The sequence below is a fragment of the Vibrio rotiferianus CAIM 577 = LMG 21460 genome, assembly GCF_002741985.1.
Taxonomy (GTDB): Bacteria; Pseudomonadota; Gammaproteobacteria; order Enterobacterales; family Vibrionaceae; genus Vibrio; species Vibrio rotiferianus.
This window is the reverse complement of the sequence record NZ_APHW01000108.1, coordinates 115211-140829: the sequence shown is the minus strand read 5'-3', so window position 1 is coordinate 140829 and position 25619 is coordinate 115211. Positions and strand designations below refer to the sequence as shown.

Here is a 25619-nt window from a genome sequence, read left to right as displayed (position 1 = left end):
CAATTAATAATTTTAACAGCGAGATGATTACTTTTTATGTTGATATATTGGCAAACTGCTCAACAATAAAACGTTTGCGCGTAAACATTTCATTAAAGTTTGATTTACAACATGGCCATCCATAGAATCCACCGTTCAGTCTAATAAAAAAAGAAGTTAAGTCATGAAACTGGAAACTGTCGATTATCTTGCTGACGACGCTGCTCAACAGTTCGTCACCTCACTGCGCGAAACGGGCTTTGGTGTACTTAAAAACCACCCAATCCCTCAAGAGCTGGTTGAGTCTATTTACAAAAATTGGTACGAGTTTTTTTGCTCAGAGCAAAAGAACGATTTCCACTTCAATGTTGAAACACAAGACGGATATTTTCCTCCATCAGTTTCTGAAGTCGCTAAAGGTCATTCCGTAAAAGACATCAAAGAGTACTTCCATGTGTACCCTTGGGGTCAGATGCCTGAGCAATTAAAAGAAGAAATCTTAGAGTACTATGAGCGTGCAAATGCATTTGCTCAAGAGCTGCTTGGTTGGGTAGAAGAATACGCACCAAAAGAGGTGCAAGAGAAGTTTTCTATTGCACTGTCTGAAATGCTCAACAACAGTGACAAGACGCTTCTACGTGTGTTGCATTACCCACCAATGACAGGTGAAGAAGAGCCAGGCGCTATCCGCGCAGCAGCGCATGAAGATATTAACTTATTAACGGTTTTGCCTGCTGCAAATGAGCCGGGCTTACAGGTAATGAGTAAAGAAGGCGACTGGTTAGACGTGCCATGTGACTTTGGTAATCTGATCATTAACATCGGTGACATGCTGCAAGAGGCGTCGGGTGGTTACTTCCCATCAACGACGCATCGCGTGATAAACCCAACTGGTGGTCGCCAAGAGAATTCTCGTATTTCTCTGCCGTTATTCCTCCATCCTAAACCAGATACAGTTCTTTCTGAGCGTTACACAGCGCACAGTTACCTGATGGAACGTTTGCGAGAGCTAGGCGTTATTTAACCTAACGAGATCTTGCTTCAAAAGGCTGACAGTATATTACTGTCAGCCTTTTTGTATTTATGGTACAAATTGACTAGCTTTAATAACAGGTACTTAAAACGGTTAGGGGATTCATGGACGAGCAATGTAACGTTTGCCAAAACAGCCAGCAATACATGGAAAACCCATTGTTATGGCCCATTCTAGAAATCCTCAAAAAGCAACCTTCGGACTGGAAGGTGCATACACTAGCACAGGAACTTAGTGAGCACGGTTACATCCCTCAATTAGATTCATCTCCAGACAAAGACTTGTTTAAACGTAACTTCTTACTGATGAACGCGCTTTATCAGCTACAAGAAACGTTATATCCCGACGGCTGGCTGCAAGTTGAGGCAATGAATATTGTCCTGATGTCGGCCATTGAAGCCTCTCGTCACAGTATCGATACCAATGATCCTCTCAGAGAGTATTACCTTGATTGGAAAAACTACGAGGCTAATGAAGGCGAGGTGCGCCGACTACTTAATGAATTCTGGAGTCGATACCAACGTTATATAGGTGGAAGCTCATCTTCTGATTTAGATCGCGCCAAGGCGCTGAGTTTATTTGAGTTAAGTGCAGATGCTACTAAAGCAGAAATCCGAAAGCAGTGGCGCAAACTCGCACTACGTTGGCATCCAGACAGAGACAATGGGGATTCAGAGCGCTTTCGGGTTTTATGCGACGCATGGAATGTTTTACGTAACGGATGATAGGCCTTGCGTTACGACGTAACAAGGTGAGCTTGTTTGTGATACTCCCCAATCTAATTCAAACAAAAAAGGCAGCGTTCTATCACTGCCTTTTGCTATTGGTGTTGCTCAGTATTAACGAGAAGGTTTGAACTGAGACTTACGCATGCGGTTTAGCGCAGCCATCACATCAAGAGTACGTGGCTTCGCTAGATCACCTTGTTTTGGTAGTGTAGCGTACCACTCACCAGACAGCATCTCTTCGATTTCTTTTGCTGGGTGGTTGCACCAACCTGGTAGCTGTGCGATTTGGAACCATAGCCAACCAATTGTATTTACTTCATCAGCCGACTCAAGTTGCTCAAGAGCACTTAGGTTAGTGAACTCTTTACCGAAACGAAGAGAGTCTTTACCTTTTGCACTTACTCGGAACTTACCGTCGGTCAAAATGTTCATTAGTGCGACGCGGTTTAACGCACGAGGACGGAACATTTGCAAGCTTTCTTCAGATTCGTTATGACGCTGAGTAGGGTGCTGTGCAATGACTTGTTTTGCTTTTTCTGTCACATTTACGGCTTGGTAATCGTGCATTTGGATTACCGTGTCAGCAACGTCTAGATAATCACCAGAACCGCCCATAACGATGATAGTTGAAATTTCGAGCTCATCGCGCAACTGGCCAATTCGGTCAACAAGCGGGGTAATAGGTTCATCGCCTTTAGCGACCAACGCCTGCATACGTTCATCACGAATCATAAAGTTGGTTGCTGAGGTATCTTCATCGATAAGCAGTGAACTTGCGCCTGCTTCAATAGACTCTTGCAGCCAAGCAGCTTGAGAGGTTGAACCTGAAGCGTCTTGTGTAGAGAAATCAGCCGTATCTTTACCCATTGGTAAATGGTTGATGTAGTTCGACAGATTCAAATGATGAACACAGCGACCATCTTCAGCGCGAATCTTCATCGCATTAGCGTCAGTAACGATGTACTCACGGCCATCGCCAGGAATGTGATCGTAGATAGAGCGCTCAATCGCATTCAATAGCGTTGATTTACCATGGAAGCCACCTCCGACAATCAGTGTAATGCCTTTAGGAATGCCCAAACCAGTCACATAGCCTTTATTTGGCGCATGCAGTGTTACTTGCAGTGACTCTGGAGCTTTGAACTCCACTGCGTCTTTCATTGGTAAATCACAGTTACCTGCAATACGAGGAAGTACACTACCATTAGCGACGAAAGCAATAAGGTTATTCACTTCCAATTGCTCGCGCAAAGCGGCTTGGTCTTCTACAACTTTACAGTGTTCAATCAAAGCTTCTTTGTTAAGTTCACGTTCAAGTGTTGCACGACGAACGAATTTCGGTAAGTAGAAGGTTAGAATGTTATTGGCTTTCTTACCTAAAACAGAACGACCTTCAGCAGGTAGGTTTACGCGAAAACGAAGTTCGATGCCTTCCTCAGTAAAGAGCACAGCTGTGTTATCTAGAACCGTTTGACCGTTAAGTGCAATAGAGACTGCATTTTCTTGTTTTGCAAACTCATCAAAGCTGCGAGCAATGAAATCGCGTGCTGCACGTTGGAATGCCGGAGATTCATCTTTTAGCCATTCAAGACCGGTTAAAGACCAAGCGCGAGTAGCACGTAGGCGAGAAGCAGAAGCATATGGGTCACCTTGTACATAGTCGATGTACAAGTCGAAATCACCAAAGTCGTACTGACCTTTGATTTGTTGGTATGCGCGGTAGTTCTGCTTTTCGATTTTCTTAAGCGTGGCAGTCAACTGATCCATGAAGATAATGGCCTTTTTATTGGAAGCGGGCGGGGATTATAGAAACCACCGCTATCAGAGTAAAGAAAATGCTTAGGAAGAATAGTGGTATTGACCTCCTAATAGGTTTTGATTAAACAAACTTTGCTCAAATTCATTGCAAGGCATGGGTTTACCATACAAAAAGCCTTGTCCGATATCGCAACCTTCTCCAATTAAAAATTGCTCTTGCTGATGGGATTCGATCCCTTCGATGACCACTTGAAGTTCGAGCTTTTTAGCAATGTGAATGATCGAACAAATGATGGCTCTATCATCGTCAGATTTTTCCATTTGTTGTACAAAACTCTTATCGATTTTTATCGCGTCGAAAGGGTATTTCTTCAAATAACTGAACGATGCGTAACCGGTACCAAAATCATCAAGTGACAATGTCACGCCTAGTTTGTGAAGCTTATTCAGTGTGTTGCGTGCGACAACTTCGTCGGCAATGAGCGCGCTTTCCGTGACTTCCAACTCGAGGAAGTGCGCAGGCAAATGGAAGGTTTCCAGCAAGTGCTCAATCTGCTCGGCAAAATTAACATTCTGTAGCTGAATTGGAGAGACGTTCACGGCTATCTTAAAGTTGTCTACCAGCTCAGACCATTGCTTCGCCTTGTCGATAGCGGTGCGAAGAACAAACGCACCCACTTCAAATATCAATCCATTTTGTTCTGCCATGTGGATTAAAGCTTCATTTGAAACATCTCCGAGCACTGGGTGGCGCCAACGCAACAAAGCTTCTGCCCCAATCCACTTGTGCGTATGGGGTAGCACTTTAGGTTGGAAGTACAACATTAGGTCGTCATTACGCACGGCTTGAAGTAAATAGCTTTCTAATTGGTTATGGTTATTGAGGGCTTGAGTGTGACTCTCACAGAAGTAACTGAATGACTCACCGGATTCTTTACATAACAGCATTGCGTAACAGGCATTCTGTAGCAGCTGTTTTGCGTAACTACTTTTACTTGCCTGAACTACGCCAATGTAAGAATGTAGGTGGACTTCGCTCTCATTGATATAGAAGTTACCGACACTAATGTGAGTAATGTCTTCCAATAGGTGCTGAACTTTTGATTCGATGTTCTCACCCGAAACAACAATCACCAAGTCGTTAGAGCTGGGTCTTCCTGTAATGAAATAACTTGACTCACTGTGGCCGAGGCGGAAGCGAAACTCTTTAAGCACTTCGTCAAAGGCTTCGAACCCATACTTCGTCTGAATGCTGCGCGCGTTACTGAAACCGATGTTAAGGACGACTAAAGATTCTGTGTCGTGATTCATTGCACTCAGCGTATCATCTAAGAACGCTTCAAGGGCCCCACGATTCAAAAAACCAGTCCCTTGATCATGAGTTTGTTGGTAATCCACTTGCTTCTCAGCGGCTTTGCGGCGGTCAATTTCTTTGGTCAATGAGTAACTGAGTTGGGCAAGGTCCGTCGTCCGGTTTTCTACCCGATGTTTGAGTTCATTATTCAATCGTAAGAGTTTGTGCTGCTGAAAAACAACAGCGAGTTGCGCTTCAATGGATTCTTTAAACGTGCTTAATAACTCACGATAAGTATCGGAATATTGATTCTCTTGTGTGTCGAGCATACAGATGGTGCCAAAGGTTTCACCGTTTGGCCAATAGAGTGGAAGGCCACAATAGGAAATCATCCCTAGTTTAATATCTGGGTTATCTTGCCATTGCTCATCAAGCAGCGCGTTAGGTACGTTTAGCTCGCGCTTATTTTCAATGACATGCTCACAATACAACCCGTGCCCAAGCTCTTCTTTATCCCCGACGCGATAGGGGTTCCCCGGTGTTTCGCTGGAAGTGTTCACCTCAATGTGCTCTGGATGGACACGCATTATCAGTGTCGTTGGCACATCGGCGATGCGAGCTAAAAGATTGACTATGTTTTGCCAACTCTTTCGCATTGATTTTGGGATTTCATAATCTAGTGTTTGAAATGTTCCCATAAGGTCATCCTTTCCCTTAAATTCACGTCCTGTGAAAAATACATTTTGTTGTTTTTATTGTTTTAGCTTTTTACCACTTGTTTTATATAAGTATAGGGGTGACGGGTTCTGAAACAAAAAAAAGTCCTGAAAACGTTTCAGGACTTTGAAATACTGCGCACTATCTCAGTAGTGAGACTGAAGAAATTAAGGTTTTAGCGCCTTCAATGTCTTCATAGAAATGCTTTGTGAATAGTCGACATCTTCAAAGTTAAAGCCATTTAGCTTCATAAACTCATCTTTAAAGCCTTCGTAGTCACCAAGATCTTTGAAGTTTTCCGCATTCATTTGCTCTAATAATAGCGACACTTCTCTTTGTACCTGAGGAGCAAGTTCAAGGTCATCAATACGAATCAAACGCTCACCATCGACGGGTACTTTTTCTTGGTCATACAGTTTAGTCGTAAATAGGCGCTGCATTTGTTCTATACAGCGTTCATGCGTGCCTTTTTCTTTCATCACTCGGTATAGAGCAAGCAGGTAAGGGCTTAGTGCTGGTATAAAAACACTAGCCTTGGTCACCAGAGCTTTACATACGGTTGCGTACGCGCCGCCTCCAAAGTTTGCCATCTTGATATTGAGAGCGTGGCTGGTTTGATGAAGATCGACTTTTGCGCGACCCAGAGTGCCATCAAGGTAGATAGGGTGGGTTACTTCTGGTCCCATGTAAGAGAACGCAATAGTTTTGCAGCCTTCTGCCACCGACTCGGAGTTGATTAGTGCGTCGATCCAGCTTTCCCAATCTTCGCCACCCATAACTTTAATCGTTGCTTCAGCTTCTTCTTCGGTTGCTGGTTCAAGCGTTGATTCAACCCACTGGTCGTTCTCTAGCATGATAGATGCACCAGTGACGGACTCGCCAATTGGTTTAATGACACTGCGCCAGAACTCGTCAGATCCTGCTTTAGGGCGAATACCTGTTGCTAAGCTATAAATCACTAAATCGACTTCACCCTCAAAGTAAGTTTCGATAGCTTCAATTACTTGGCTACGAACAGTATCGGAAAATGCGTCGCCGACGATATTTATGGCGGTACGGCCGTGATGAATGGCTTCTTCTTTGAAGTAAATATTGTTGTACCAACCCGCGCTACCAACTCCTTTATCAGAAGGGCCTCGTTCGAACGAGACTCCGATAGTGTCAGCTTCTGCACCGCCAAAGGTGAGAGCGATGCGGGCTGCTAAACCGAAACCGGAAGAAGCACCGATGATCAAAACACGTTTGGGGCCTTTTTTGATTTGTGGTGCTTGTTGTACGTAATCGATTTGCTCTTTGATAGAAGCTCGGCACCCATACGGATGTGCAGAGCGAGCGACAACACCTTTAATTAACGGTTCTATTTGCATTGTTATTATCTGACCTTGGTGAATAAGATACCGCTCAGAGTAACGTAAAGTTTGGTAAAACTTATTGAGCTAGACCAGTAAAATTAGAGATGTTTAACCAATTCCTGGGCAACGAAGTCCGCGATAAACGGTTGTGCCTCTGGTTTAGGGTGCAAGCCATCGTCCATCATCCATTCGGGTTTTACGATGATCTGCTCTAAGAAGAATGGCATCAAAGTGACTTGTTGGTGCTCAGCTAATTTCGGATAAATGTCATAGAACATATCGCTGTAGCGTTTACCGTAGTTGGGTGGAACACGGATTTGCATCATGATCACATTCGCACCAGAATCTTTGATCATGGTAATCATTTTCGATAAGTTTGACGTAATAAGTTTAGGTGGAAAACCACGAAGACCGTCGTTAGCACCGAGCTCAATGAGGACTAAATCGGGAGAATGTTGTTCAAGGAGGGATGGTAAACGAGCAAGGCCATTACCTGTAGTGTCTCCAGAGATACTGCCGTTTACAACTTTTACATCTTGACCATGTTCTAATAGCGCATCAGGAAGTAAGCTGGGCCAGCTCTCCTCGATTGGCATTTGATAACCAGCACTTAGGCTGTCTCCTAAAACAAGCAACTTTTCGCTTGCCTGAGTAGTCGCGGAAAGACAGAAAAAGAGAACTAAGGAAAGTATACGAATCATGCAAACACCTTTACTTAAAGCACCTATTGTTCAAGCTAATTTGGTTTCTAAACAAGTCTCTACTAATCACGAGCATTTAACAATCCTTAAAAATGTAAATGTTGATATTAGAAAAGGGGAAAAGATCGCCATTGTAGGCACCTCTGGGGCGGGTAAATCGACACTAATGACATTGCTTGCCGGATTGGATACACCAACCTCAGGTGAAATCACATTGCTCGGTCATGAGCTGTCAAAATTAGACGATGAAGCGCGTGCCAAAATTCGTGCAGACTCACTGGGTTTCGTTTTTCAAAGTTTCCTTCTAATCCCAAGTTTAAATGCGTTAAGAAACGTGACCCTACCTTGTCTTTTACGTGGCGAAGCTGAGAATGATGCAAGAGCGAAAGAGCTGCTCACTGCCGTGGGGCTTGAACAGCGCCTAACTCACTTGCCAAGTCAGTTATCCGGTGGCGAGCAACAACGTGTGGCGCTTGCACGTGCTTTCATGACTCAGCCAGAACTCTTATTTGCGGATGAACCGACTGGAAACCTTGACCACCAAACGGCGGAGAAAGTTATTGAGCTCCTCTTTGATTTGAATGAACAACATGGCACGACCTTAATACTTGTAACGCACGATAGTCACTTAGCCAGCCGTTGTGACCGAGTTTATCGAATGGAAGCAGGAGAATTACAGGAGGAGACAATATGACCGTGATCTCTTCCAGTGAACAAGAGCAAACTCAAGCTAGCAATCATGTAAAACAATCACCAAACAAAAGCCTATTGCGCTGGAGCTTAAGTGAAATACGTCAAGGCAATCTGTGGCCGATCAGTGTTGCTCTGATTTTAGTGATTGCGAGTATTTTTGCGCTTTCTGCATTAGCTGAACGAATGGAGCAAGTGATTGTTAAGCAAGGTAAAGACGCTTTAACGGCGGACGCGGTGTTTGTATCTGCCAATCCAATCCCAGACACGTTACTAGCTGCTACTGATGAGATGCAACGATCTTCCATGACACGATTTGCTACCATGGCTTTTAGTAATTCGGGTATGCAGCTTATTAATGTTCGCGCGGTTGACGAGCAATACCCTTTGATGGGGGATTTAGTGCTCGACAACAACTCGTCAGGTCATATCAAAGAAAGCCAACTGTGGTTAGATGAACGCATTATGGCGCAGTTGGATGTAGACAAGGGTGACATTGTCACAATAGGCGATGCCGATTTCACCGTTTCTGGTGCAGTCTTAATGGAACCCGGATTGAGCTTTAACCCTTTCCAACAAATGCCTTCCGCTTACATTCATAACAGTGACGTTGATAAGACAGGGGCTATTCAGGTGGGGAGTCGAGTGCAATATCGCTTATTCCTTAAAGGGGATGATGCGACACTAACACAACTGCAAGACAGTACTGAGCTTTCGCCAAGTGATCGTTGGCGTACGCAAGATACGGCAAGCCGAAGTAATGAAGTTTTTGAGCGCACGACTCAGTATCTTTCATTGACCGTGGCAATTGTCATCATCATGGCGGCGACAACGTTGGTTTTAACTTGCCAAAGCTACGTAAACAGTCGAACCCAAACTATCGCGATGCTGAAGAGTCTGGGTGCTAGTCGTCGTTGGATTGAAAAATGGTTGCTGATTCAAGTTACCATCTTGTTGGTTAGTGCGAGCATCGTAGGTTTGCTGCTTGGTAGCGGCTTGGAATATTTATTGAGAATTCCATTAAAAGATCTGCTACCTAATCCACTACCAAGTTACGGTGTCACTCCAATTTTAATTTCAGTTGTATCTGCGGTTCTCATCACAGTGCCTGCTTTGGGTATTCCTCTACTTGGGTTGATTAAAACACCAGCCCTTGAAGTGCTTCAACAAAGTTCAGGTAAGCGTTCATGGAAACGTATGTGGTTGGTCCTAGTGCCGGTTGTACCATTACTTGTTCTTTACGCAAACAATACGTTGGTTTGGATTGTGATTGCAGGCATCACGGGACTGTTTGTTGTACTTGCTGCGGTGAGTGTTGCATTAACCAAATTATTTGCTCGCTTCTCAACTCGCCCAGCGATGAAACTCGCACTCAGTCGAATTAACCGTACGCCAGTGACAAGTGGTTTGCAGTTTGGTGCCTTATCACTTTCTCTCATGTTGCTTTCAATTATCTGGCTAGTTCGTAGTGACATTCTTGCCGATTGGGCGAGGACACTACCTGCGGATGCTCCTAATGTTTTTGCTTTGAACATTGCCGACTATGAGTTAGAGAGCTATTTGGAAACATTAGATAATAACAACGTGACGCGGTCACAGGCTTTCCCGATCATTCGGGGTAGATTATCGGAAATTAATGACGTCAGCGTTAAAGAACTAAAATCAGAAGGTCAGGGCTCTGACGCGGTGAGTCGTGAACTCAATCTTACTTGGGGAGATTCTCTGCCAGAGTACAATGACATTCTTTCTGGAGAGTGGACCAACAAAGGCAGTGTATCGGTAGAAGCAGAAGTTGCCAGTGAGCTTGGCATTGAGTTGGGCGACAAATTACGATTTGTTATCAACAGTCAGAACTTCGATGCGACAGTAGACAGCATTCGTCATGTTGAATGGCGGGATATGAAACCGAACTTTTATTTCATATTCTCATCAGACGTCATGGCCAGTTTGCCTGGCTCATACCTGATCAGTTATCGAATTAATGAGGATAACGAAGCGCTGTTAACATCGATGTCACGAGCGCACCCGACCGTGTCTGTGCTCGACATTCGTACGATGGGAAATAAAATTCAAGAATTGATTCAACAGATTGTATCAGCGATAACGATCCTAGCATTGTTAGGGGTCGTTTCGGGACTGTTGTTGATATTCACGTTACTTCGTTTGAGTCTATCTCAGCGTCAACAAGAGATCCGACTATACCGAACATTAGGATCAAGCAAGAAGCGTATCAATACGACACTGTGGGCTGAGTATGGCATCATGGCGATAGTGGCGAGCGGGGTTGCCGTATTTGCGGCAGAAGCGTGTGTAGCAGCGGTAATGACCTATGGGTTTGGACTTAATGCACAGATCCACCCTGAATTGTGGATAGCTTTGCCATTTGTGACGTTTGTTGTACTTGCGCTGGTGGTCATGAGTCTGTTGAAAAGATTGTTAACGCCGGTAAACACTTAAATAGCCTCTATTTAACGACGGCGGGAGTACTCCATGACAGTTTTATTTTAGTTATCCACAAAAACAGTGGATAACTTTTGGGATAACTGAAGTCATAGTTATATGGGGTATTTCCGCAGGCTTTATGCCATGGGTGTTAGCGGAAAAATATTATTCACATAGGTGCAAAAACAGGGGTTCTCTACAATCTCGTCAAGCATTTTTTTTGGATTTTTTTTGCTTTCAAAAGTAACTTTTTACGTAAACCCTTAACAAACGCAAACCCATGAACTTTTTGTGATTTTAATCGTTCACAAACCCGAGTAGAATCCACCTTAAGTAAAGATTTGTTCTTATAAAGTTTTCAGTGAAGCAATGAAGTCTGAGTTTTCAAGCCGTAAAGATAAACACATCGCTATTGTTGGTGGAGGAGTAGCAGGCTCTACTGCTGCCATTCATTTTGCCGAACTAGGTTTTAAAGTGTCTGTGATTGAGAAAGGGGTCTCTTTGGTTAATGGGCCTCCGATTTGTCACTTACACGCGGGTGGTAACCTTTACCGAGAAATATCTGAACAACAGTGCTTAGACCTGCTTACCCAATCTATTGATACGATTCGTCTGTATCCTCACTCATTGAACATCCGTCCAACTATTATTGCCGTTCCACATTCGGATGGCGGTGATCCAGCAGTCTTGTTACCGCGTTTAGACATCATTAAGCAAGCTTATCAGACTCTTGTATCGAAAGATGAGCGTAACCAAGTGCTAGGGAGGCCTGAAGAGTATTATAAGTTGTACTCAAAAGAAGCACTCTTGGAACTTGCAAAGCAGATTCAACCTAAACAACCTCAAAGTATTGATGAATGGTGTATTCCATTTGCTCAGCATGCAGATCTCGATACGCTAAAATATCCAGTCGTTGCCGTTCAAGAATATGGGTGGAGTGTATTCAGACTTGCTGCTGTGGCCAATATGACCCTAGAGCGACTTCCAAATGTTGATGTATTTGCGCAAGCAGAACTTAAGCAAACACATTGGAATGGTTCTGATTGGGAGCTGGCTTACCTTCAAGCTGATGAGCAAAAAACTCTGTGTTGTGATTACTTGGTTAATGCTTGTGGCTTTGAAACGGGGGCAGTAGACGATGCGATTGGTGTAAAGCGCGATCGACTTGTGGAGTTCAAAGCTGCTTACGTTACACGTTGGAATGAATGTTCTCAGCAATGGCCAGAAGTTATTTTTCATGGTCCTCGTGGTACCGATAAGGGTATGGCTCAATTAACGCCTTATGGCGATGGGTATTTTCAGCTACACGGCATGACCAAAGGCATTACATTGTTCGACGATGGTTTAGTCGAGAGTTCGACGGCATCGGCACAGCCTGAACTACCAACTCGTTTGTTGTCGAAAATTCGTAATGGTTGGCGACAAGAGATTTTGGATGAACGTACCGATAACGCGATAAAGCACATGGCGCAGTTCATTCCGGAATTCCACGAAGCAGTGAAAGGTGGGAAGGCATTATTTGGTGCACAGCAAATCCCTGGGACAGACCCGGTGTTACGAGCGGCTGACGTCACGTTTGAAGATAAAAACTATGCTCGTATAGAAGTCGTTAAGGCGTCATCGACATTACTTGCAGCACAAAAAATGGCACACTGCTGGTTTGACATTGAACCTAATGACAATATAGAGCAACAACATCCCGAGACCGTTAGTTGGAGTGAAGATGAGGTGGAGAGATTCGCTGTCAAACTCACTCAAGAGCGAGGCTATCCAAAAGCATTGGCTGAGCGTTACGGATTGTAACGCTAACTCCCAACCATCAGCTTACTATATGGGCTCAATAGCCAAAAAACTGAGCCCATTGGCACCAAACATCTTGCAACCCTTGTCTATCTCCTTGTACGAAGCTAACGGATTGTCCTGGCTTAGCTTGGGCTAGGCGCGGTAAATCGATTCTTGCAACACAGCCAAACTTTGGATAACCGCCAATTGTCTGGTGATCATTAAGCAAAATAATTGGGTTGCCATCGTTAGGAATTTGAATTGAACCGAGTGCAATGCCTTCTGATAAAATGCCTTCATATGGCGGTTTGATCGTTTTACCTTCTAGCCGATATCCCATGCGATTAGAATTCGGTGAGATTTCAAAATGTCCAGAATAGAACTCGCTTACTGATTCTGGGGAAAAGTCATTATGCTGGTAGCCCTCAATGACTCGAAGCGTGATAGGGAGGTTATAATCCGGTTTGAAGCGAAAAGTCATTTGCCTAGATTTTCTAGTAGGGACGGGATGTGGCTTGAATCCTATGATGTCACCAGCTTTTAACGCATCACCATTTCGCGCGATTCCGCCTAAAGACTCCCTTACCACAGTGGAAGTACTTCCTAAGTGTTTCTCGACTTCAAATCCGCCTTTAACTGCTAGATAGGACCGTAGGCCGTTACGTGGCATACCGAACTTGAGTGTTTGCCCTTTTCTTAATGAAAAATCAGACCAATTGGAAATTGGCTCCCCATTTATGGAAGCGTTTAAATCACCGCCACAAATCGCCAGATGGCAGTCTTCTAGCGCTTTAAAGCTGGCATTACCCAAGGTGATTTCAATGGTCGAGCAATTAACAGGGTTCTCTAAGAGGTGATTTGCCCAACTGTAAGCGTAGTCATCAACAGGACCACCTTGTGTGATACCAAGGTGTGCTAGCCCAAAACGACCAAAATCTTGAATCAAAGAGAGCGAGCCAGGTTTTTCAACGATCAAGCCAGTAAAACTCATAATTTGCCCCCTAAGTTAATGTACTCTTGTTTTGTTATTGAACCAAACGTGACCTTGTCACCAACTTCGAAAGGAATAAACGGAGGTGTATCAGTGAACAATGAGATAGGCGTTCGGCCAATGATATTCCAGCCTCCCGGACTGTCTGATGGGTACACTGCCGTTTTACTGTCAGCTATAGCAACACTGCCTGCAGGGACATAAGTGCGCGGAGTTTTGTGCCTTGGCATCTGTAATGCTTTTGGTACGTCTGAAAGAAATGCAAAACCCGGAGCAAATCCGATCGCTGATACCGTAAAAACGGATTGGGTATGCAGTTCAATTATCTGCGCCAATGATATGCCAATATCCTTAAAGCGATCTAAATCAAGTGCGGTTTCGTCAGAGTAGTAAACTGGAATTGAAATATAGTTAGGTTGCTTATTGTCCATAGACTGCACATCAAAACGAGCGATGATGTGGTTTAGCTCTTGCAGGATTTGGGACTCATGAATTCTAAAGGGCAGGTAATCGATTAAAATGGTTCGGTATGAAGGAACGACATTCATGACAATATGGCTAAGCTTATCTGTAATTTGATGTGCTAATTCACCAATGTGTTCAACCGTAATCTCTTCGTGAAAGCGAACTAAAATGCTGCACTCCGAGATGGGAGAGATAGAGAACTGCCCTTGATTCATTAATTTCCTCCGGTGTAGAGACTTTGTCGAATCTTTTGAATCAAAGCGATAGACTCGTCATTATCTCCATGGACGCAGATTGTATCTGCTTCTAATAGAATGTATTGCCCAGACGCGGTTTTGACTCGCCCTGATTCTGCAAGCATTTTGACTTGTTCTAGGATAGCGTGTTCACTGTTTAACACCGCATTAGGTTGCGCTCTTGGTGTTAACATTCCATCATCTTGGTAAAGACGGTCAGCAAATGCTTCAAATAATAAGGGGACGTCAAAGTCATCTGCTATTTCGAGATACTTTTCATTTTCTTGAGAGGCGAGAATCATCAATGGGACTTTAAATAGTGCTGCGGCTTTAACGACAGCAAGAAATACACTGTCGCTCTGCATCATGTCATTGTATAGCGCACCATGGGGCTTTATATAGCCAATATCGGTGTATTGTGCCTTACACAGTGCCTGAAGTGCCCCAACTTGATAGATGACCATGTTAGTAATTTCTTCATCGGTCATACGCAAACTTCTTCTTCCAAATCCCTGTAAATCCGGGTAGCTAGGATGGGCTCCTATTTCAACATCATGTTGATTGGCAAGTTGAATAGTGTCATGCATGACACAGGGATCGGACGCATGAAATCCACAGGCAATATTTGCCATGTCAATATAGGGCATTGCCTGCTCATCAGCGCCCATTTTCCAAGCACCAAAGCTTTCACCCATATCACAATTTAAAGTCAGGTCTGCTTTATTCAAAGTAATGATTCTTCTAACTGTATGATTATATCCAAGTGACTTCGAAGTGAAGAATTCAGTGTGCCTTCACTGATTCAAGTTCAAGGAAAACAACGCAGCGTAATCGCTATTGCCTCCCAGTTGTTAATTGCTGAACTGAACCAAGTACCTCGATATCACGTGGGCATATATAAAAGTGCATGAAAATGGTTCCCGCTTCAGTGACGAGAATCATCATTCGTGCGTTTGGTTATAACGAAACGACAATTTTAGCATTAGCTTTATTTGAGATGACGCGAATTCTCAATAAATTAATAACTTAATACTATATCTTTTTGCCTAATAAGGTTTATTAATTACGGTTCTATACTAACCTTTTCTTCTTAGATGTGAGATTATATGCATAGCTATATTAATCAGACTATGCACATAGATTGTGTCAGGAATTATTATGTCTGTTCGTACCAAATTACTTTGGCCTATTCTGCTTCTTGTTTTGTTCGCTTTCATTACATTGAAGGGGTATCACTCCTATAAGATCTATCAAGTAGAAAAGTCACAATTGATAGAAAGCACTCAGGTGTTAATCAAGGGAATCTCACACGGTTTCGAAGCCCCTATACGCGAAAGAGACATCGTTGGAACTCAGTCTCTAATGAGTGCTTTCTTTGCTGAACCTTCGATCGTTCGTGTGAAGATACTTGATTCTGAACGATCATTGTTTGCAATGCTTGAGTCTGATACTGGTGTGGCACGGGTTCCTAATGACAGAGAAAAACAAGAGATCACTTCTATTGGTTACGCGTTCTCTCATCAGTTCGTTTATGTCATGGAACCCATTCTTTCAAATGGAGAAGTCATCGCATTTGTGCGCGTGACCCTATCATCAGAAAGCTTAAAGCAGATAAAAAAATCACTCTTTAAAGACGCTTCACTCTTCGTATTACTCACTCTTGTAACTAGCTCTTTACTCGTGTACCTACTAAATAAAATCGTTGTCTCACCAATTAGCGCATTAAGTCATGCGATGAAAGACTTTACGGAAGGAAGGGATTCGAAACCCTTTATTCCATTTGAATCTGCCGATGAGATTGGCGATTTAATCACGAGTTTTCAAACGATGGTCGCCAGATCTCGGCTAAAAGAGAGTCAGGCACAATTCACAATGCAGAAACTAGAGAAAGAAAGAGCGTTTCTAGAATCAATCATTAATGGTGTGCAATATTCGATAATCGTAACTGATAATGACGGACATATACATTATCAAAACCAACAGTCCCAGAAGTCATTCAATACAGCGCCATCAAGTGAGGCTCCGAGCAATATCCTAGAGCTCGTTCGAACTCGTGAGCCACAGATTTTGGACAAAATAGTGAAGCTCTCATTAGAAAGAAGTCAGATCCATCTCAGTCAGATGGGAGAAGAAACACGTCAATTTAGTTTAACCAGTGTTCGTCTTACTGGCGTGAACAAGATGTTATTTGTCATTGAGGACATCACGAGAGTAGAGGAAGCACTAAGCAGGCAACGGATAGCCACGAGGGTGTTTGAAAATAGTGATGATGGACTATTGGTTCTGAATCAAGATGGCCTTATTACTATGGTCAATTCGGCCGTTACGTCATTATTTGGTAGTACTTCCGAGAAACTGACAGGCATGCCATTCTTCAAGTGTATAAAACTACGAGAGCTGCAAATCCGCATACCTAGCATCATAGAAAGTATCGAGCACTATGGTCAATGGCAAGGAGAGGTTGTTGAACAAAATCACCTCGGCAAGCTTATCCCACTATTTGTAAAGGTTAACCGCATATTCAAAGAAGGAAGAACGGATCAATACGACATTGTTATTTTGCTGACCGATCTTTCTGGTTCAAAAGAGATGGAGCGATTAGAGTACTTGGCTCATCATGACCCCCTTACCGGACTCGCTAACCGAGCGAAGTTTCATCAACAACTCGATGCATTGCTTGACCAATCAGGGTATTTAAGAGATGAGTTTGCGGTTCTTTATCTGGATTTGGATGGGTTTAAAGCAGTAAATGACACCTATGGTCATGATGCTGGTGATGAAGTCTTGTCTGTGATTTCGCGAAGGTTAAGTGGCTTAACCAGACATGACGATTTAGTTGCTCGCCTATCAGGAGACGAATTTGTCTATTTGATGACCCCAACAAACCAAACTGAAGTGACGAAGTTTGTCGAAAAAATAATTAAAAGTGTCCGCCAACCAATAGAATATAAAGGAGCCCAACTCACTGTTGGTGTAAGTATTGGTGTCAAACTGGTAGGGCATAATGAAAAAGATGCATCTAGAGTCTTAAAAAATGCTGATAACGCGATGTACGAAGCTAAGAGAGCCGGTAAAGGGCAAGCAGTACTGATTGGTGCAGAGTTAGAAGGTACTGTTTAAAAAGACAAAAGAAATCTATAGACTAGCTAAAGTTGCGTCAGAAGGAACAAACAATGAAAGTACTTGTTACGGGTGGTATGGGCTATATCGGCAGTCACACTTGTATTCAAATGATCGAAGCTGGTATGACACCGGTGATCTTCGATAACCTCTACAACAGCAAATCAACAGTGCTTGACCGCATTGAAAAGGTTTGTGGTGTGAGACCTGAATTCATTCAAGCAGACATTCGCGATAAAGCAGCGTTAGTAGACGCAATGACTACGCATCGTATCGAAGCTGTGATTCATTTTGCTGGCCTTAAAGCAGTTGGTGAATCAGTTGAAAAGCCGCTTGAGTACTACGATAATAACGTCAGTGGCACTCTTGTTCTTGTAGAAGCTATGCGTGAAGCTAACGTTAAATCGATCGTATTTAGCTCTTCAGCGACGGTTTATGGTGACCCTGCGACAGTGCCAATCACTGAAGACTTCCCAACCAGTGCGACAAACCCTTATGGTCGTAGCAAATTAATGGTTGAAGAATGTCTAGCGGATTTCCAAAAAGCGAATCAAGATTGGAGTATTACGCTTCTACGCTACTTTAACCCTGTAGGTTCTCATCCGACGGGTGAACTTGGTGAAGATCCCCAGGGTATTCCTAACAATCTAATGCCTTTCGTTTCTCAAGTCGCAGTAGGTCGTCGTGAGTTCCTATCAGTATTCGGTAGCGATTACCCAACGAAAGATGGTACTGGCGTTCGTGATTACATCCATGTAATGGATCTTTCTGATGGTCACGTTGCTGCGCTAGAGAAAGTAGGCCGTAAAGCGGGACTTCATATCTACAACCTCGGTACAGGTAATGGATATAGTGTTTTAGAAATGGTTAAAGCATTCGAAAATGCATCAGGCAAAGATGTGCCGTTTAAGCTAGTAGAGCGCCGTCCAGGAGATATTGCAGAATGTTGGGCAGATCCTTCTAAAGCAGCGAACGAACTTGGTTGGAAAGCTGAACGTTCGTTAGAAGAAATGACAGGCGATACTTGGCGTTGGCAATCAAATAACCCTCAAGGCTACCCAGACGCTTAAAAGATTAAAACTTACACGTTTTTAACATAAAGGCACAACTCTGCGCCTTTTTTGATCTAAATCGGAAAAATTCGTAAATTTCTGGTTAAAAGCTAGCTAAGGTGAACAGAAGTGTTAAACTATGCGCGACTCTTAATTTAGAGCGTAAATTTTCTTAAGACTATCGGGGTAGTTAATGGAACTTGGTCTAATCATCGCATTCATTGTGGCAGCAGCAGTCATGGTGAAGAAAGAGATGGCAAAGCAGTAGTTTTTCATTTTTCATTCTTTTCTTAACATTTTTGAAATGAAAACGCGTTAAAAAAGCCAGCATTATGCTGGCTTTTTTGTTTTTGTAACACTTAGAATTCGTATTTCACACTAATGTTGTAGTTTCGCTCCGCTTGAGTGTTATCAGGGCTAAGCTCAGTCGCACCACGAACATCATTCCATAAGTGGTACTCTTCGTTAGTCAAGTTCATCACACCAGCACGAACGGTTAGGTCTTTCATAGGTTTATAGTATGCAGTCAAGTCAACCACGGTTGCTGATGGAAGTTCCACTTGGTCGCTAGTTCCACCGTTGTCACCGTCAGAGTTGATATCGTTGTTAGACTTCTTCGCCGTATAGTTGACTTTCAAGCTTGTGCCCCAAAGCGTATTTGGCGAATCATAGTTAATTGCTGCAACTGCATTCCAAGGGTTGACACTGTTAAGTGGTTTGCCATCGCCGCTCTCACCATCTGTATACGCAGCTACAAAGCGAGTTGTCGTACCTTTCGGCAGATTTGCAATTTCGTGCCAATCGAGGCTATTTGATAGCTCAATGCCCTTAATCGTTGCTTCAGCAATATTGATGTTCGTAAACTCCAACATCCCACCATTATTTGTAGACGTTTGCTCAATGAAATCGCTGTAGTCGCTGTAGTATAGTGAGAATTCAGTCGCCGATGCTGAAGTGTTATGACGGTAACCCAATTCATATGACAAGCTCTTTTCAGATTCTAGATCCGGGTTAGGGCGATTGACGTAACCGTGTCCAGGGTTGTCATATGTGTAGTACAACTCATCAAATGATGGGGCGCGGAAGCTTGGCTAATCTGCGCAAATACAGTACCTGGTTGGTTGACTTTGTAAGTCGCACCCAAACGACCAGTGAATGCAGAGTCACTGAATTTATTGAATGTTTCTTCGGATGTACTTGATGGATCTGTAGAGAAATAATCGTAACGAACACCAGGAGTGATGATTAACTTGTCGTTAAGCAGCGTGATTTCATCTTGCAAGAATAGGCCGAAGCTCTGCTCTTTGGCATCCGGAGTGTATACATAGATTTTATCCGGTGTACCTGGATCAGAGTTGAACTCTCGGTTTGTGTTGCTAATATCACTGTGCTTGTAAGACAAACCATAAACTAAGTAATGGTTTTGAATCTCTTTATCTAACTGAGTCTCGAATTCAATTTTGTCTTCGGTGTAGTCGTAGTCTTTCTTCTGTTGATTATCTCCACTCGCTGGCACGTAAGGAGGAAAGCCTGGACTTGCCTCTTTAAAACGATTGGTGACACCATTTTCTTTTTTGCTCGTCCAAGTTAATTGAGAGGTAATGGTGTCAGACACTACAAAGTCGGTAAACCAAATATGCTTCAAGCCAAGACGGTTTTGCTTAGTATGGTCTTCAGAATTGAAGTTTTTGTAGGACTGATGCGCAATGTCTGAGTCTGTTTGGTTATAGATGGCTTCACCTAAAAACTCCAAACGGTGGTCTTCATTCAATTGCGATTGAAGTTTAACCAACAAGTCATTCTTGTAGTAATCCTGGCCGGTTACAGAGTAATTCTCATAAGGTGCTTTTGAAAAGTTTTGTAACTCAGAACCATCACGGCGAGTGTATGCGACTAATGTTTCAAGGTTATCGAATCGCTTGGCTACAGCGACATGCTCACTAAAAGAGTTATCTTCTGATGAATAAGAGAGCTTAGCCTGTCCACCGAAGTCTTTACCGTCTTTTAGAAAGTCACGCGGGTCTTTGGTTTCAAACGCGACAACACCACCGATAGCATCACTACCATGTAAACTAGAAGCTGCGCCTTTTACAATCTCAACGCTTTTTAGCATGTCAGGGTCAACAGTAACCGCGCTTGAGTTGATAAAAGAGTAAGGACCGCCGTCAAATGCACCTGGCTGAGATGCTCCGTCTACCAAGATCTTGACTCGTTTGCCTTCCATACCACGAATATTAATGCTCTGAACCCCCTGACGTTGAGTACCATTGACTGTTACTCCAGGTGTATACTCGAATACGTCGCTGAGATCTTTCGCCATGTTTTCTTCGAGATCTTTCTCAGAAATAACGGCAACAGAAGCGGCTACTGTATCCATAGTTTGGTTGGTTCGAGTTGCAGATACGACGACTTCATTAAACGTCGATTGCTCTTCAGCGTATACCCCTTGAGATAGAGCGATTAGTATAGAGGCTGACAAAAGTGATTTCTTATACATTTGACTTAAATACCTTGATCCATAATAGGTAACAACAACGTGCGGTATCTTAGTTTATGTAAATAATAATTACTATCATTACCTTTGCGATTAACTCGTAATTTTTGTCAGTGACCGTTTGCGTTATTCATAAGCTAGTCTTTAATTATCAATCTGTTATATTATTTTAAATCGTTTTTTAGAATTAGTTTTTAAATGACACTACTGTGATTTAAATCACACAAATAGGGAGCTATTGTGCAGAGCCCAATCACGTTAGAAGCACTTCATATCTTGGATGCTATTGATAGAAGAGGAAGTTTTGCGGCTGCCGCGAATGAGTTAGATCGCGCACCATCTTCTCTTAGTTACCAAATACAAAAGCTAGAACAAGACCTCGACATCATTATTTTCGATCGCTCGGGGCACAAAGCGCATTTCACGGATGCTGGTAAACTGATTTTGGAACGGGGAAGAGCGATTCTTCAGGCAAGCGAGAAACTTGTAAATGATGCGACTTTGCTTGCGAATGGCTGGGAGCTTGATATTACCGTCGCGTTCGATGGAATTATTCCGATTTCAAACTTCTTTTCTATGGTAGACGCTTTAGCCAACGTCAGTAGCACGAGAGTACGCCTACAAGAAGAAATTCTCGCAGGAAGTTGGGAGTCCTTGAATACAGGAAGAGCCGATTTACTGATTTGTCCTGCTCTAGATACACTGCCGCAAGATGTCAAAGCGGAGAAAATCGGTAAAATGAGCATGGTATGGGTGGCTGCGGCCGATCACTATGTTCATAAACGTAGTGGTGAATTCAATGATAGCGCCCGAGAAAAATATCGCGTTATTGCCATCGCTGACACAGCGAGAGAGCAGCCAGCCATGTCAATTAATGTCATGCAAAAGCAACCGAGACTCACAGTCACCAATTTCCCAGCTAAAGTTGAAGCACTAACTTCCGGGTTAGGTATCGGCACACTACCGAGTCAAATCGCACAACCTTTGATTGATAGTGGTGTTCTAAAGCGTATCGAAGGTACGGAGGAGCAGCCAATTGATATTATCTTAGCGTGGCGCAGGAATACGATGGGCGAAGCCAAATCTTGGTGTGTACAGTACTTGAAGAAAAACTGGAAACTCAAATGACAATGTCACATTTTGAGTTAGTCTAAAGGGACAATTCATTGTCCCTTTTTTATCGTGTTATGTTCTTGATACAGTCACTAATCGTTGCTGAGCGGCAACACCATATCGGCAGTGCCATCGGCAAATTGTACGTCTAACTCAAATCCTAGACTTTGAGCAAGAGATAACATACCTCTGTTAGTCGGCATCGTCATACCAGAAATTTGCTTGGTACCTTTCGCTTGGCAGTAACCAATGATTTTTTGCATCAGCACTTTACCTAACCCTTTGCCTTTTAAATCAGAGCGAACCAGAATCGCAAACTCTGCATCACTATTGTCTGGTGTTATCAGTGCACGAGATACACCAATAATTGAAGGTCCGTTATCATCGAAGGCGACAGCAACAAACGCCATCTCGCGGTCGTAGTCAATCTGTGTAAGGTTCGCGAGCGTCTCATGATTAAACTCACCGACGTCAGAGAAAAATCGGTTATAGAGATCTTCTTTAGAAACGCTATTTATGAACTGAGCGTGGGTAGGCTCATCTTCGGGTAAAATTGGGCGAAGTAGGATAGGTTGACCATCGCGAAGCGTGACAGTTTCAACAAACTCTGCGGGGAAAGGGCGAATTGCCAAACGCTCTTGCGCATCACCTTGGTACTTCTTAAGTGTAACATCGGCATCAATAATGGTTAAATCACTGCCTGATGCTAGCACTGGATGTATATCCAGCCTTTCAATTTCAGGTAACTCTACTGCCATTTGAGAAATTCGAACCAAAAACTTCGATAGTTCGGTTACATCGATTGCGTCTTTGTGTTTTTGCAGGCGCACCTTCCCAGATTTTAGTGCAATAACCACTAAATAGCGCGCTAAGTTCATGTTAAGAGGTGGCAACGCTGCTACGGCATCCTGAGTAATATTCCAATCAGAGCCACCTTGTCCAAGTAGAATGACAGGGCCAAATACCTTATCAACGACGATGCTCACTCGTAACTCTTCAGCGCTACCTAATTTCGCCATACCTTGAACTAATAGTCCTTGAAGGTTGGCAGAGGGATAGCTCAATTTTGCAGTGTCAAGAATGGCTTGTGCTGCGCTTGATACTTCTTGGCTATTGCGCAAGTTAAGTGCGACACCATGTACATCAGACTTATGAGGAATATCAGGTGAACGAAGTTTAACAGCGACGGGATAACCGATATTTTCGGCCATATGTACTGCTTCAGTTACTTCGGATGCAATCCAAGTAGGGAGGATATTAAAGCCAAATTCTTCAAACAGAGGGCTTGTTTGATGCGTATCTAGCGTAACTGTGTTTTTATCCAGCAGTTGTTCGTCCACCCATTCACGCGCAGAACTTACACTACCGGAGTGCAAAGGCTCTGCTGTTGTCGGCGTTTCCATGAGCTGCTTTTGATTTCGCCTATATTCCACCAAGTGCATGTAAGCAACTACCGCACTTTCTGGCGTTCGATACGTTGGGATTCCGGCTTGAGTAAATGCTAAGCGGGCTTCTCTTGATGTTTGTTCTCCAGACCAATTCGTTAGAATATTGAAATGCTTATGCCGTGGGTGATTTTGAATAGCTTCAATGACCGCATTTGCTGTTTCTAAAGAATCTGAGACTGCAGAGGGGCTGTGCATAATTAAGATTGCGTCTGCGCAATCACCATTCATAAGCGAGTTGAGCGTATCAACATAGCGTTGTTTAGTGGCATCACCAGCCAGATCTATTGGGTTTGCTCCACGCCAATTACTCGGTAATACAGCTTTTAGCTGAGCGACAGACTCTTCATCAAGTGATGCTAGCTTGCCACCACGCTCTAATAATGTATCAACTGCCATTACTGCAGGGCCCCCGCCATTGGTTGCGATGGCAAGGCGCTCACCACGGAGTGGTACTGAGTGAGTAAGGGTTTCTACTGCAGCAAACAACTCATGAGTATTGCCAACACGCAGCATACCCGTTCTTCGAATAGCAGAGTCATAAATGATATCGAGCGAATCAATGCTGCTAGCGCCAATAGGGCGGGCCTGGGAGGACTTACCCGCTTTTAGCACTAAGGTACGTCGGTTACGGGAAGCCGCACGAGCAGCAGACATAAACCGGCGAGCGTCTTTAATTGAATCGACATAAAGGAGAATAGCTTCAGTTCTTCCGTCCATACTCAAGTAATCAAGCAGCTCTGCAAAATCTATATCTTGGCCTTGCCCAATCGAAATAAAGGAGGAAAACCCAATGCTCTTATCGTTTGCCCAATCGAGCACTGTGGTACAGACCGCCGCTGATTGAGAAATAAAAGCGATCTTACCAGGCTTTGCAGCTACGGGAGAAAAAGAGCAGTTAAAATTATGCCAAGGAAGGATGAGACCAAGGCTGTTTGGACCTAATACTCGTATATTTAACTGTGAAAAATCGATACTTTCAGCGTCATCTGAAATAACAATTGCAAACTCAGTTCCTCGTTCATCAAGCTCTTTTAGTAATTGGTTGTTTCGAGATACATTGGTACACAGAATCGCAATATCTGGCGTATAGGGCAGGGAAGCGACATTTGGATATGCAATCACCCCGGAAACGGATTTGTACTTAGGTGTGACAGGCATAATTGCACCACCAAAGCCACTTTGCAGTAAATTGCGCATTACTATTTGCCCCGCACGTAACTCTTTTTGAGATGCGCCAATGACCGCCACTGAGTTAGGTTTGAAGAGCTTTTGTAGTTTATTCATTGTCACTCCTGTGCCTATAGTTCCATGATAGTTGCTCATTCTTCCTACAATCATAAACGAAGATTGCTTTCATTTAACAATGGCAACTCAGACAATGACGAAAAGATGAGCCATGCTTATACAGTTTGTGTCACTCATCACACCAAAATCACAGTTTATTGTGTTTGGTGCTTGATAAAATAGCCGGCTATCGGCATGATTTATCGTAATATTTATTCAGAGCGTTTGTTACTTCATGAAAAAAATCGCAATTATCAGTCTGTCAGTACTATTATCTGCTTGTGCATCTGAAACTTATCTCACAGATGTAACTAGTGAAAGCTACCGTGAAGACTATCAAACTCAGCCTGTTTCTAAGCCGGTAATGGCGCCAGAAAGCGGCATCGTAGAAACGAGTGTTGAAACAACCCAAGTTGTTAAAGTTCCGGTTGTTCAAGAAGAAAAGAAAGTGGTGAAGCTCACACCACAAAGCCAACAGAAACCCGTTAAAATCGTACCACCTAGCAAGCAGCAACATGCTGTCCAACGCTTTGGATATACAATTCAGGTTGTAGCAGTGGGTAGCCAAGCTAAAGTAGACCGCTTCGCGTCGAAGTTACCAAGTAACGAGCAGCCGATATGGGAAAACTATAAAGTAGTAAACGGTACAAAATGGTTCACGGTTCTATATGGCGATTACGCGACACAGCAAGAAGCTAAGTCGGCAATTTCAACTCTTCCTCTTGAGTTCAGACAGTTAAAGCCTTTCGTGAAAAGCATTGATTCTATCAAAAATTCGGCTTATCCAACGCTTAACAAGCTTAATTAATTGAATATGAGAAGGGAGCGTTTGCTCCCTTCTTTCTTTGGTTAAATCCTATTCGAACAGTATTCCTCACAGTAAAATTACTGTACGTAGCTACACAAAGGTTTATCATACTGAATAGTATCTTTTGTAGAT

At 43.3% G+C, this 25619-nt stretch carries 17 protein-coding genes and 1 pseudogene; 9 read left to right on the top strand and 9 right to left on the bottom strand.

Translation table 11 applies throughout. The features are described 5' to 3' along the window. The first annotated feature begins 163 nt into the window (after nucleotides 1–163). On the top strand, nucleotides 164–1003 hold the full coding sequence (locus tag B853_RS22980; protein ID WP_038883054.1) for an isopenicillin N synthase family dioxygenase: 840 nt from the start codon (nucleotides 164–166) through the stop codon (nucleotides 1001–1003). 113 nt (nucleotides 1004–1116) lie between these two features. Next, a complete protein-coding gene (locus B853_RS22975) occupies nucleotides 1117–1737 on the top strand; it encodes a DNA-J related domain-containing protein (RefSeq protein ID WP_038883053.1) in 621 nt (206 codons plus the stop codon). A gap of 114 nt (nucleotides 1738–1851) precedes the next feature. On the opposite strand, the gene B853_RS22970 is transcribed toward B853_RS22975, so the two are convergent. The 4 genes from B853_RS22970 to tesA form a co-directional block, all read right to left on the bottom strand. Next, nucleotides 1852–3507, bottom strand: coding sequence for an ABC-ATPase domain-containing protein (locus B853_RS22970; protein WP_038883052.1), 1656 nt, complete (start codon nucleotides 3505–3507; stop codon nucleotides 1852–1854). Nucleotides 3508–3579: 72 nt separating this feature from the next. Beyond that, nucleotides 3580–5490 (bottom strand): bifunctional diguanylate cyclase/phosphodiesterase, encoded by a 1911-nt coding sequence (locus tag B853_RS22965; protein ID WP_038883051.1) that lies wholly within the window; start codon nucleotides 5488–5490, stop codon nucleotides 3580–3582. A gap of 186 nt (nucleotides 5491–5676) precedes the next feature. Continuing rightward, nucleotides 5677–6876, bottom strand: a complete 1200-nt coding sequence (fabV, locus tag B853_RS22960) for an enoyl-ACP reductase FabV (RefSeq protein ID WP_128827021.1) — start codon at nucleotides 6874–6876, stop codon at nucleotides 5677–5679. Nucleotides 6877–6959: 83 nt separating this feature from the next. Next, nucleotides 6960–7562 carry a multifunctional acyl-CoA thioesterase I/protease I/lysophospholipase L1 gene (tesA, locus tag B853_RS22955; RefSeq protein WP_010451818.1) on the bottom strand — a complete coding sequence of 201 codons (603 nt, stop codon included), beginning with the start codon at nucleotides 7560–7562 and terminating at the stop codon, nucleotides 6960–6962. Here tesA and B853_RS22950 point away from each other — a divergent pair. From B853_RS22950 to B853_RS22940, 3 genes are all read left to right on the top strand, one after another. Then, on the top strand, nucleotides 7561–8256 hold the full coding sequence (locus B853_RS22950) for an ABC transporter ATP-binding protein (protein ID WP_010451815.1): 696 nt from the start codon (nucleotides 7561–7563) through the stop codon (nucleotides 8254–8256). The genes tesA and B853_RS22950 overlap by 2 nt on opposite strands. Continuing rightward, entirely contained in the window at nucleotides 8253–10709 is a 2457-nt protein-coding gene (locus B853_RS22945) for an ABC transporter permease (RefSeq protein WP_038886350.1), read from the top strand. Before B853_RS22950 ends, B853_RS22945 begins: the two co-directional genes overlap by 4 nt. A 354-nt stretch (nucleotides 10710–11063) precedes the next feature. Next, nucleotides 11064–12497: an FAD-dependent oxidoreductase gene (locus B853_RS22940; RefSeq protein WP_038886353.1), complete on the top strand. Its 1434-nt coding sequence runs from the start codon at nucleotides 11064–11066 to the stop codon at nucleotides 12495–12497. 34 nt (nucleotides 12498–12531) lie between these two features. On the opposite strand, the gene B853_RS22935 is transcribed toward B853_RS22940, so the two are convergent. The 3 genes from B853_RS22935 to B853_RS22925 are packed head-to-tail and all read right to left on the bottom strand — an operon-like array spanning nucleotide 12532 to nucleotide 14902. Further along, nucleotides 12532–13467, bottom strand: a complete 936-nt coding sequence (locus B853_RS22935) for a 5-oxoprolinase subunit C family protein (protein WP_038886355.1) — start codon at nucleotides 13465–13467, stop codon at nucleotides 12532–12534. Then, the gene (locus B853_RS22930) at nucleotides 13464–14147 is read right to left on the bottom strand and encodes a 5-oxoprolinase subunit B family protein (protein ID WP_038886356.1); all 684 of its coding nucleotides are present in this window, start codon (nucleotides 14145–14147) and stop codon (nucleotides 13464–13466) included. The genes B853_RS22935 and B853_RS22930 overlap by 4 nt, the downstream gene beginning before the upstream one ends. Beyond that, entirely contained in the window at nucleotides 14147–14902 is a 756-nt protein-coding gene (locus tag B853_RS22925) for a 5-oxoprolinase subunit PxpA (RefSeq protein WP_029561102.1), read from the bottom strand. Before B853_RS22925 ends, B853_RS22930 begins: the two co-directional genes overlap by 1 nt. Nucleotides 14903–15326: 424 nt before the next feature. Here B853_RS22925 and B853_RS22920 point away from each other — a divergent pair, with 424 nt between their 5' ends. Continuing rightward, complete coding sequence (locus tag B853_RS22920; protein ID WP_038886357.1) at nucleotides 15327–17288, top strand: diguanylate cyclase domain-containing protein; 1962 nt, start codon at nucleotides 15327–15329, stop codon at nucleotides 17286–17288. Between the two features lie 53 nt (nucleotides 17289–17341). After that, the gene (gene galE, locus B853_RS22915; protein WP_038886358.1) at nucleotides 17342–18358 is read left to right on the top strand and encodes a UDP-glucose 4-epimerase GalE; all 1017 of its coding nucleotides are present in this window, start codon (nucleotides 17342–17344) and stop codon (nucleotides 18356–18358) included. A 341-nt stretch (nucleotides 18359–18699) separates the two neighbouring features. Here the strand turns inward: galE and B853_RS22905 are convergent. Next, a pseudogene (locus tag B853_RS22905) lies at nucleotides 18700–20837 on the bottom strand (TonB-dependent hemoglobin/transferrin/lactoferrin family receptor). Nucleotides 20838–21074: 237 nt separating this feature from the next. On the opposite strand from B853_RS22905, the gene B853_RS22900 reads away from it, so the two are divergent. Continuing rightward, a complete protein-coding gene (locus B853_RS22900) occupies nucleotides 21075–21962 on the top strand; it encodes a LysR family transcriptional regulator (protein WP_038883079.1) in 888 nt (295 codons plus the stop codon). A 77-nt stretch (nucleotides 21963–22039) separates the two neighbouring features. On the opposite strand, the gene B853_RS22895 is transcribed toward B853_RS22900, so the two are convergent. Further along, complete coding sequence (locus B853_RS22895) at nucleotides 22040–24679, bottom strand: bifunctional acetate--CoA ligase family protein/GNAT family N-acetyltransferase (protein WP_038883081.1); 2640 nt, start codon at nucleotides 24677–24679, stop codon at nucleotides 22040–22042. A gap of 235 nt (nucleotides 24680–24914) precedes the next feature. Here B853_RS22895 and B853_RS22890 point away from each other — a divergent pair, with 235 nt between their 5' ends. Beyond that, nucleotides 24915–25487 (top strand): SPOR domain-containing protein, encoded by a 573-nt coding sequence (locus B853_RS22890; protein ID WP_038883082.1) that lies wholly within the window; start codon nucleotides 24915–24917, stop codon nucleotides 25485–25487. Nucleotides 25488–25619 lie beyond the last annotated feature (132 nt).

Coding starts and splice junctions, on each gene's coding strand:
- B853_RS22970 (WP_038883052.1), bottom strand. CDS start 3,507: ATGGATCAGTTGACTGCCACGCTTAAGAAAATCGAAAAGCAGAACTAC.
- fabV (WP_128827021.1), bottom strand. CDS start 6,876: ATGCAAATAGAACCGTTAATTAAAGGTGTTGTCGCTCGCTCTGCACAT.
- B853_RS22895 (WP_038883081.1), bottom strand. CDS start 24,679: ATGAATAAACTACAAAAGCTCTTCAAACCTAACTCAGTGGCGGTCATT.
- B853_RS22945 (WP_038886350.1), top strand. CDS start 8,253: ATGACCGTGATCTCTTCCAGTGAACAAGAGCAAACTCAAGCTAGCAAT.
- B853_RS22940 (WP_038886353.1), top strand. CDS start 11,064: ATGAAGTCTGAGTTTTCAAGCCGTAAAGATAAACACATCGCTATTGTT.
- B853_RS22890 (WP_038883082.1), top strand. CDS start 24,915: ATGAAAAAAATCGCAATTATCAGTCTGTCAGTACTATTATCTGCTTGT.
- B853_RS22950 (WP_010451815.1), top strand. CDS start 7,561: ATGCAAACACCTTTACTTAAAGCACCTATTGTTCAAGCTAATTTGGTT.
- B853_RS22935 (WP_038886355.1), bottom strand. CDS start 13,467: ATGAGTTTTACTGGCTTGATCGTTGAAAAACCTGGCTCGCTCTCTTTG.
- tesA (WP_010451818.1), bottom strand. CDS start 7,562: ATGATTCGTATACTTTCCTTAGTTCTCTTTTTCTGTCTTTCCGCGACT.
- B853_RS22920 (WP_038886357.1), top strand. CDS start 15,327: ATGTCTGTTCGTACCAAATTACTTTGGCCTATTCTGCTTCTTGTTTTG.
- galE (WP_038886358.1), top strand. CDS start 17,342: ATGAAAGTACTTGTTACGGGTGGTATGGGCTATATCGGCAGTCACACT.
- B853_RS22930 (WP_038886356.1), bottom strand. CDS start 14,147: ATGAATCAAGGGCAGTTCTCTATCTCTCCCATCTCGGAGTGCAGCATT.
- B853_RS22965 (WP_038883051.1), bottom strand. CDS start 5,490: ATGGGAACATTTCAAACACTAGATTATGAAATCCCAAAATCAATGCGA.
- B853_RS22980 (WP_038883054.1), top strand. CDS start 164: ATGAAACTGGAAACTGTCGATTATCTTGCTGACGACGCTGCTCAACAG.
- B853_RS22975 (WP_038883053.1), top strand. CDS start 1,117: ATGGACGAGCAATGTAACGTTTGCCAAAACAGCCAGCAATACATGGAA.